The organism is Pontibacterium sp., from assembly GCF_041587635.1.
GTDB lineage: Bacteria > Pseudomonadota > Gammaproteobacteria > Pseudomonadales > Balneatricaceae > Pontibacterium.
On sequence record NZ_JBFGYC010000113.1, the window covers coordinates 1 to 8,836 of the forward strand.

8 protein-coding genes are annotated in these 8,836 nt (G+C 50.1%); 3 read left to right on the forward strand and 5 right to left on the reverse strand.

Annotated elements, in window-relative coordinates:
• The 3 genes from pheA to gyrA all read right to left on the reverse strand — a co-directional run.
• A partial coding sequence (gene pheA / locus ABYW01_RS07885; protein ID WP_372831928.1) for a prephenate dehydratase occupies positions 1-1,071 on the reverse strand: 1,071 nt, incomplete at its 3' end.
• A 22-nt stretch (positions 1,072-1,093) separates the two neighbouring features.
• Positions 1,094-2,179, reverse strand: coding sequence for a 3-phosphoserine/phosphohydroxythreonine transaminase (serC, locus tag ABYW01_RS07890; protein ID WP_372831929.1), 1,086 nt, complete (start codon positions 2,177-2,179; stop codon positions 1,094-1,096).
• 62 nt (positions 2,180-2,241) lie between these two features.
• Positions 2,242-4,872 carry a DNA gyrase subunit A gene (gene gyrA / locus ABYW01_RS07895; protein WP_372831930.1) on the reverse strand — a complete coding sequence of 877 codons (2,631 nt, stop codon included), beginning with the start codon at positions 4,870-4,872 and terminating at the stop codon, positions 2,242-2,244.
• Positions 4,873-5,143: 271 nt separating this feature from the next.
• Here gyrA and ubiG point away from each other — a divergent pair, with 271 nt between their 5' ends.
• From ubiG to ABYW01_RS07910, 3 genes are read left to right on the forward strand one after another with little or no spacing between them, the layout of a single operon-like run.
• Positions 5,144-5,872: a bifunctional 2-polyprenyl-6-hydroxyphenol methylase/3-demethylubiquinol 3-O-methyltransferase UbiG gene (gene ubiG, locus ABYW01_RS07900; RefSeq protein ID WP_372831931.1), complete on the forward strand. Its 729-nt coding sequence runs from the start codon at positions 5,144-5,146 to the stop codon at positions 5,870-5,872.
• 6 nt (positions 5,873-5,878) lie between these two features.
• Positions 5,879-6,556, forward strand: a complete 678-nt coding sequence (locus ABYW01_RS07905) for an HAD-IA family hydrolase (protein ID WP_193952063.1) — start codon at positions 5,879-5,881, stop codon at positions 6,554-6,556.
• A 12-nt stretch (positions 6,557-6,568) separates the two neighbouring features.
• Positions 6,569-7,309, forward strand: a complete 741-nt coding sequence (locus ABYW01_RS07910) for a YciK family oxidoreductase (RefSeq protein WP_193952062.1) — start codon at positions 6,569-6,571, stop codon at positions 7,307-7,309.
• Positions 7,310-7,381: 72 nt separating this feature from the next.
• Here ABYW01_RS07910 and rluB read toward each other — a convergent pair whose 3' ends face one another.
• Together rluB and ABYW01_RS07920 are read right to left on the reverse strand one after the other, a co-directional pair.
• Complete coding sequence (gene rluB / locus ABYW01_RS07915) at positions 7,382-8,227, reverse strand: 23S rRNA pseudouridine(2605) synthase RluB (protein WP_372831932.1); 846 nt, start codon at positions 8,225-8,227, stop codon at positions 7,382-7,384.
• A gap of 125 nt (positions 8,228-8,352) precedes the next feature.
• Positions 8,353-8,739: an H-NS family nucleoid-associated regulatory protein gene (locus ABYW01_RS07920; protein WP_193952060.1), complete on the reverse strand. Its 387-nt coding sequence runs from the start codon at positions 8,737-8,739 to the stop codon at positions 8,353-8,355.
• Positions 8,740-8,836: the final 97 nt, after the last annotated feature.

Genomic DNA, 8,836 nt, shown 5'->3' on the forward strand with positions numbered 1-8,836 from the left:
AGAACCCAACAGTTTCAGTTCTTCACTGACAATGGCCAGTTCGTTCAACACTTTCTCTACGTCCGTGTCCGAACTATGTCCTTCAAAATCGATATAGAACATACAGCCATTGTTCATAGAACGAGTTTCAACCCGAGTCAGGCTAATCTGATTCCGGTAAAACGGCTCCAGCAACTGATACAGGGCACCCGGCTTGTTTTTACTGGAAACCAGAATAGACGTTTTATCTACACCGCTGCTCTCAACCACCTGATTACCCACGATCAGGAAACGTGTGCGGTTGTCCGGTTGGTCTTCAATATTACGTTCTGCAATATCTAGCTCATACAACTCAGCCGCCATGTCACCCGCGATAGCGGCCATAGTGCCATCGCTGCCGACCAGCATACGCGCAGCTTCACCGTTTGAGCTAACTGCAACTCGCTCCGCATCCGGCAAGTGGGTATCGAGCCAGGCTCGACACTGGGCTAACGATTGATGATGCGCAACAACACGTTTGACCTGGCTACGATCACCATCCTGCTTCAGCAGAAGGTGCTGATGAACAGGCAGTTCGACCTCACCACAGATCGTCACGTCATAGCGCTTGAAGAGATCTAAGGTGTGATTAACAATACCTTCTGAAGAGTTTTCGATCGGCACAACACCGTAATGAGCATTGCCAGACTGTACTTCACGAAACACATCGCTAACAGAATTAAGCGGCACGCTTTCAGCAGAGAGACCAAAATGTTTGAGCGCAGCCTGCTGAGTGAAGGTCCCGGCAGGCCCCAGAAAAGCCACCCGCATCGGTTTTTCCAACGCCAGACAAACCGACATCACCTCACGAAACAAGCGAGCAACATCTTTGTCTGGTAACGGCCCCTCATTGCGCTCCATCACGCGGCGCAGCACTTGCGCCTCACGCTCCGGACGATAAAACACAACATCAGAGGCACCCTGATATTTCAGCTTCACCTCTGCCACCTGTTGTGCGCAGGAGGCCCGTTGATTCAGCAGCTCATGGATCTGTTTATCGATGGAGTCGATCTGCTGACGCAGAACGCCAAGTTCCTTTTCCTGATCACTCATATCAAACTCTTCTGTCTTATTTTCAGGCGGTATGTTCAGCGGCAAAACGCTTCATGTATGCGATCAGAGCATCAACTGAGCTTTCCGGTACAGCGTTATAGATGCTGGCGCGCATGCCACCAACAGAACGATGCCCCTTAAGATTCAGCAAGCCCGTATCTTCAGCGCCTGCCAAGAAGGCTTTATCCAGACTATCATCAGCCAGAGTGAACGGCACATTCATCCAGGAGCGACCATTTTTAGCAACCGGATTGCTGTAGAAACCACTGTTATCAATGTAATCGTACAGTTTCGCCGCTTTACGCTGATTCAACGCAGACATGGCATCCAGACCACCCTGCTCTTTCAGCCACTTGAATACCAACCCAGCCAGATACCAACCAAACGTCGGCGGAGTATTCAACATGGAGTCCGCTTCAGCATGTACGGTGTAGTTGCACATAGTCGGCGCACTTTCCGCACATTGACCCAACAGATCTTCGCGGATAATCACAACAACCAGACCGGCAGGGCCAATATTTTTCTGCGCACCGGCATAAATCATTCCAAACTTACTCACATCCAGCGGGCGCGACAAAATATTGGAAGAAAAGTCTGCAACCAGTGGCACATCACCTGTCTCAGGAATGTAATCGAACTCCAGACCACCAATCGTTTCGTTTGGTGTGTAATGCACATACGCCGCGTCAGGATCCAGCTTCAGATCCGCTTGCACAGGTATCGTCGTAAAGTTGTCTGCTTCAGAGCTGGCAACAACGTTTACATCACAAAACTTCTGGGCTTCTTTGATCGCTTTCTTAGACCAAACACCCGTATTGATGTAATCCGCTTTTGTCTTACCACCCAGTAGGTTGAGAGGGATCAGACCAAATTGTGCTGTCGCACCACCCTGCAAAAAGATCACTTTATAGTTATCTGGAATCGACAGCAGATCTCGCAGGTCCTGCTCAGCCGTTTCCGCCACAGAGATAAATTCTTTGCTCCGGTGGCTCATCTCCATGATGGACAGACCATTACCCTGCCAATCCATCAGTTCGTTCTGAGCGACTTCCAGTACAGCTTCCGGCAATGCTGCCGGGCCAGCGCTAAAATTATGCTTACGAGTCATAGTAATTTTGCTTAAACCATCAGTGTACAGATAAAAAGTGCGGCTATAGCCGCACTTTTATTTTATGCGTCGTCAGACGCGTCCGGGGTCTCAACAGTCTCTGCTGGCTCAACAGCGGCCTGTTCAGCACTGCCATCCTCAGCAGCTTCTGCCTCGTCTTCGGGTTCATCTGGCTCTTCAATGCGCGCCAGCCCAACGAGATTTTCATCTTCAGCAACTCGAATCAGCGTAACCCCTTGCGTATTACGACCCAATTCAGAGATCTCTTCAGTGCGGGTACGTACTAACGTACCTTGGTCACTGATCAACATGACATCATCACCGCTAAAGACCTGAACTGCACCAGCCAGATCACCATTTCGCTCAGACCACTGTTGAGCAATCACACCCTGACCACCACGGCCTTTAACCGGGAAGTCATCAATGTTGGTCTTCTTGCCATAACCATTCATGGAAGCGGTCAGGATCACACCACCCTCCTGCGGGATAATCAGCGCAATGACACGATTTTCTTCCGCCATACGGATACCGCGAACACCACGAGCAGTTCGACCCATCGGACGCACATCGTTCTCGTCAAAACGCATCGCTTTACCAGCGCTGCTGATCAACATCACATCGTCACTACCATTAGTAATAGCTGCGCCGACCAGACGATCCCCTTCATTCAAATCCAGGGCAATCAAACCGGATGTACGCTGACGGGAGAAGGCACTCAGTGTTACTTTCTTAACCGTACCCAGCTCAGTCGCCATAAAGACAAAGCGATCATCACTGTATTCGTTAACCGGCAGAATTGTCGTAATACGTTCGCCCTCTTCCAGAGGAAGAATGTTGACGATTGGACGACCGCGGGCAGTACGACTCGCCTGTGGGATCTCATATACCTTCAACCAGTACACTTTACCGCGGCTGGTGAAACACAGAATCGTGTCGTGGGTATTCGCCACCAACAGGTGTTCGATGAAATCTTCATCTTTAACCGAGGTCGCCGATTTACCTTTACCACCGCGGCGCTGAGCCTGGTAGTCCGCAATCGGCTGCGTCTTCGCATAACCACCATGAGAGATGGTCACAACCATATCTTCTTCGGTGATCAGATCAGCTACGGTCAGATCCTGACGGGATGCCATGATCTCAGTACGACGCTCATCACCGTACTCTTCCAGAATCGCTTCCAGCTCTTCGCGAATCACTTCCATCAAGCGCTCGTGAGAACCCAGGATTTTCAGCAGTTCTGCAATTTTTTCGAGCAGTTCCTGATACTCAGCTATCAGTTTTTCGTGCTCGAGGCCGGTCAGGCGGTGCAAACGCAGGTCCAGAATCGCCTGGGCTTGTGCCGGGGACAGATTGTAACGACCATCGCGCAGGCCAAACTGTTCTTCCAGCTCTTCAGGACGGCAAGCATCCTCACCGGCACGCTCCAACATAGAAACCACATTACCCGGTTCCCAAGCGGTTGCGATCAAGCGTTCTTTCGCTTCTGCAGGTGTTGGCGACGTTTTAATCAGTTCGATAATCGGATCAATGTTCGCCAGTGCGATGGCCAAACCTTCGAGAAGGTGACCACGCTCACGCGCTTTACGCAGTTCGAATACGGTACGACGGGTCACAACCTCACGGCGGTGACGGATGAAGTTCTCCAGCAGAGACTTCAGATCCAGCGTACGCGGCTGACCATCAACCAGAGCTACAACGTTGATACCGAACACACTCTCCATCTGTGTCTGTGTGAACAGGTTATTAACAATAACCTCAGGCACTTCACCACGGCGGAGTTCGATGACGATACGCATGCCGTCTTTATCAGACTCATCACGCAGCTCGGTAATACCTTCCAGCTTCTTCTCTTTAACCAGCTCCGCGATCTTTTCGATCAAGCGTGCTTTATTCAGCTGATAAGGGATTTCGGTAACAATGATCGACGGCTTACCACGTGAATCTTCTTCCACATGATGTTTTGCACGTACGTAGATGCGACCACGCCCTGTGCGGTACGCCATCAGAATACCGGCACGACCATTGATAATGCCGCCGGTTGGGAAATCCGGTCCCGGGATGTATTCCATCAACTCATCAACGGTCAGATCACCGTTTTCGATCAAGGCGATACAACCTTTAACCACTTCGGTCAGGTTATGCGGCGGGATATTGGTCGCCATACCTACGGCGATACCCGCAGAGCCATTCACCAGCAAGTTAGGTACGCGGGTAGGCAATACATCCGGAATCTGTTCGGTGCCGTCGTAGTTAGGAACAAAATCGACGGTTTCTTTCTCTAAATCGGCCAACAGCTCATGGGAGATCTTGTCCATTCGGATCTCGGTGTAACGCATCGCCGCAGCGGAGTCACCGTCTACCGAACCGAAGTTACCCTGACCATCAACCAAGGTGTAACGCATGGCAAAATTCTGGGCCATACGAACAATAGTGTCATATACCGCACTGTCGCCATGGGGGTGGTATTTACCGATTACATCACCAACCACACGTGCAGATTTCTTATACGGTTTGTTCCAGTCATTGTTCAGCTCACTCATCGCGAAAAGTACGCGACGATGCACTGGTTTCAGGCCGTCCCGAACGTCTGGGAGCGCACGGCCCACGATGACACTCATTGCGTAATCCAGATAGGACTGCTTGAGCTCATCCTCAATGTTTACTGGCAAAATCTCTTTGGCTAGATCACCCATTCACTATCCTTCGATCAGCTAGTCCGGCGACTGAATGCGCCGGCTCTCTATAACCGGACGAGTATACCACAAAGGAATCACAAATCCTGAAAAATGAAGACATTAGGTAGATATACCTGAACGGACAAAAAACGCTCCTACGGGCTTAGAAAGCGTCTCAGAGCCATTCAACAAATCTAGATCACATCTAATCCTCTTCCATTTTCCGTGCTATGCGCGTCACGACGCCAATGATAAAATAGCCGCTTACCTATGGAGATTTGCTGTAATCATGAGCACTCAAAGCCACGCCGAACACGTCAACGTTGATCACGATGAAATCGCCAAGTTTGAACAACTGGCCAGTAAATGGTGGGACCGCAACAGCGAGTTCAAACCGCTGCATGACATCAACCCTCTCAGAGTGGGCTTTATCGATCAGATTGCCCGCCTCGTCGATAAGCAAGTACTCGATGTAGGTTGTGGCGGCGGAATTTTGTCTGAATCTATGGCTCAGCGCGGTGCAACCGTTATGGGTATCGATATGGGTGAAGCGCCACTTAAAGTCGCTAAACTCCATGGCCTGGAAAGCGGCGTACAGGTGAACTACAAACAGATTCCTGTCGAAGAGCTGGCCACACAACAGCCCGAATCGTTTGATGTGGTGACCTGCATGGAGATGCTGGAACACGTGCCTGATCCGTCCTCTATTGTTCGTGCCTGCGCCCAGCTGGTTAAACCTGGCGGCTATGTCTTTTTCTCTACGCTGAACCGCAATCCAAAAGCTTATCTGTTCGCTATCATGGGTGCAGAACAGATTCTGAAGCTGGTTCCTAAAGGCACACACGATTTCCAGAAATTCATCCGCCCATCAGAACTCGGCAACTGGATACGCAAAAGCGGCCTGCAAAGCCTTGAGATGACAGGGCTGGTTTACAACCCACTGACCAAAGCGTATCGCTTGAATCCGAAGGATGTTGACGTCAATTACATGATCGCAACCCGTAAACCTGCAGAGTAAGCCATTATGAGTCAGCCACTTGAGGCCGTACTCTTCGACCTTGACGGAACGGTTTTAGATACCGCGCCGGATTTCCACTGGGTGGTCAATCAGCTACTTGCAGAAGAAGGTCTTGAGCCGGTATCACTGGAATTTCTGCGCGAGCACGTCTCAAATGGCGCTCGCGCTATGGTCTGCGCAGCCTTTGAAATCGATATTACAGACAGCCGTTTTACTACCCTTCATCAACGCATGCTATCTCTGTACCTGCAGCATCTGGATGTTGATACGATCCCTTTCCAAGGCATTAGCGATCTGCTCGACTGGCTGGAGCAGCACCAGGTACCCTGGGGAATCGTGACGAATAAACCGGAGTTATACACAACCCCGGTCATGGAAGGACTGAACTTACAACACCGCGCTAGCAGCATTATCTGCCCGGATCACGTCACTGAGCGCAAGCCACACCCTGAGCCTCTCTTTCTGGCTTGCACACAAATTGGCTGCCTGCCAGAAAATACGCTGTATGTAGGCGACCATATTCGGGATATCGAAAGTGGACGACGCGCAGGCATGAAGACAATTGCCGCAGGATACGGTTATATCGATGCTGACACCGATATCAGAAGCTGGGCAGCAGACCATTATGTTGACTGTGCCTCCGAGATAAAGCCACTGCTACAATCACTATACGCATTACAATAAGGAACGGAACCCATGTTTGATTATCAAGCCCCTGAACAACTGCTTGCAGGCCGTATCATTCTGGTGACCGGCGCAGGCGACGGCATTGGCCGTGCAGCCGCAAAAAGCTATGCGGCCCATGGTGCAACTGTTGTCCTGCTTGGACGCACACTGGATAAACTGGAAAGCCTCTACGATGAGATCGAAGCTGCGGGTTATCCACAACCCGCCATTGTTCCTCTCAATCTCGAAAGCGCGACGGAACATGAATATATGGAGCTGGCGAATACGCTGGAGCAGGAGTTCGGGCGCCTCGACGGCTTACTGAACAATGCCAGCTCACTCGGCGTACGGACAGCTATCGAGAATTATGATCCGTCAATCTGGAATCAGGTTATGCAGGTCAACGTGAATGCTTCTTTTATGCTGACGCAGGCACTGCTTCCACTACTGCACGAGTCTTCTGACGCATCCATCGTCTTCACCTCATCCGGTGTTGGTCGTAAAGGGCGTGCCTACTGGGGTGCTTACGCTGTTTCCAAGTTTGCAACAGAAGGCTTCATGGAAGTACTCGCAGACGAGCTCGAAAATACCAGCCCGATCCGTGTGAATTGCATCAACCCTGGTGCAACTCGTACACAGATGCGGGTAACGGCCTACCCAGGCGAGCCGCCACAGACAAATCCAGCACCAGCAGATATTATGCCGGTATATCTTTACCTGATGGGTGCCGACAGCAAAGAGATCAATGGACAGTCTCTTAACGCTCAGTAACGATTGCCCTGATCGACACAAATAAAAAAGCAGCCTGATGGCTGCTTTTTTATTCGAATGACTAATGAGGCATTAGTCTTCGGTACGCTTACGGTCTTCAGAGCGACGAGTGCGCTGACGCTTGTAGCGCCGCTTCATCTGATCCTTTTCAGCGATCGACATAGGACGTGACTTTTTCGGTGTCACCTCCATCATTTTACTCAGCTCTTTGACCTCTTTTGGCGTCATTTCACGCCAAGTGCCCGCACGCACATCACTCGGCAAGAAAACCGGTCCATAACGCACTCGCTTCAGACGACTGACCTGTAGCTCCTGTGATTCCCACAGTCGACGCACCTCTCGGTTACGCCCTTCCATAACAACACAGTGGTACCACTTATTGGCACCCTCGCCATCGAAGTACTGCACATCTGAAAAGCGTGCCATACCATCATCAAGCAACACGCCTTCGGTTAATGTTTTCAGCGTTGCCTCTGAAACATCCCCCAATACACGTACTGCATATTCACGATCGATATTTGCTGACGGGTGCATCAGTGCATTTGCCAGCTCACCATCCGTGGTAAATAACAACAGTCCGGAGGTATTAATGTCCAGACGTCCGATAGCGATCCAGCGCCCCTCTTTCAGTGGCGGCAGGTGACGAAACACCGTTGCCCTGCCTTCCGGGTCATGCCGGGTGCAGATCTCACCGACGGGTTTGTTATAAATAAGTACGCGTCGTGTCGCGTCTTTTCCAAACACCAGTTTTGTGTCGTGACCATCAACTTTTACCACATCCTGTGGGCCAATACGGTCACCTAAAGTCGCTTTTTCGTTGTTCACGAAAATACGACCATCTTGTATCCAACGCTCCATCTCACGACGTGAGCCAATTCCAGAGCGCGCCAATACTTTATGTAGCTTTTCATCAGCCATGTTCGACGCTCCAAGCATAAATGGGTAGTAGCACGGGATCTGCGCAGGATGCAGACCCCAAAAAAATAAAAAAAGCCCGCAAGGAACCTTGCAGGCTTTTCTATTCTATCAGAATCGGAAGCGATTTATTTGATCAGGCAGTCTTCTTTTGTGTTGCCCTGATCGAAGAATTTCTGGAAAGCGATTGGCGTACGACCGCGACCAGACCATTCATGGGTACCATCTTCATCCGTAATTCGGTATTTAGGCTGCACTTTTTTCTTAGGCGCTACATCAATAGAGCCCAACAGGTCTTCCAGATCGATACCCGCATCTTTCATAGTCTGACGGATAACATCAATTTTTTCTTCTCGCGCCTGCTTCGCTGCTACAGCTGCTTCTTCTTCCGCGCGCTTGTCCTCAGCAATCTCTTTCAGATCTGCCAGAACTTTTTCAATTTCAGCAACAGACAGATCAGCGCAATGCTTGCGCAAGGAGTTTTTACGAGTCAGCGTTTTAAGGAAATCGGACATTTTTCTAATCACCAATAATTCAATATAAATACGTGCCTATCTTTATAGTTAAAAGAATAGAAAAAATCCAAAAAAAATTCCAAAAAAATTTAATATA

What these genes read in the sequence shown, in the direction of transcription:
- serC (WP_372831929.1), bottom strand. Translation starts at nt 2,179, where the DNA reads ATGACTCGTAAGCATAATTTTAGCGCTGGCCCGGCAGCATTGCCGGAA.
- gyrA (WP_372831930.1), bottom strand. Translation starts at nt 4,872, where the DNA reads ATGGGTGATCTAGCCAAAGAGATTTTGCCAGTAAACATTGAGGATGAG.
- ubiG (WP_372831931.1), top strand. Translation starts at nt 5,144, where the DNA reads ATGAGCACTCAAAGCCACGCCGAACACGTCAACGTTGATCACGATGAA.
- ABYW01_RS07905 (WP_193952063.1), top strand. Translation starts at nt 5,879, where the DNA reads ATGAGTCAGCCACTTGAGGCCGTACTCTTCGACCTTGACGGAACGGTT.
- ABYW01_RS07910 (WP_193952062.1), top strand. Translation starts at nt 6,569, where the DNA reads ATGTTTGATTATCAAGCCCCTGAACAACTGCTTGCAGGCCGTATCATT.
- rluB (WP_372831932.1), bottom strand. Translation starts at nt 8,227, where the DNA reads ATGGCTGATGAAAAGCTACATAAAGTATTGGCGCGCTCTGGAATTGGC.
- ABYW01_RS07920 (WP_193952060.1), bottom strand. Translation starts at nt 8,739, where the DNA reads ATGTCCGATTTCCTTAAAACGCTGACTCGTAAAAACTCCTTGCGCAAG.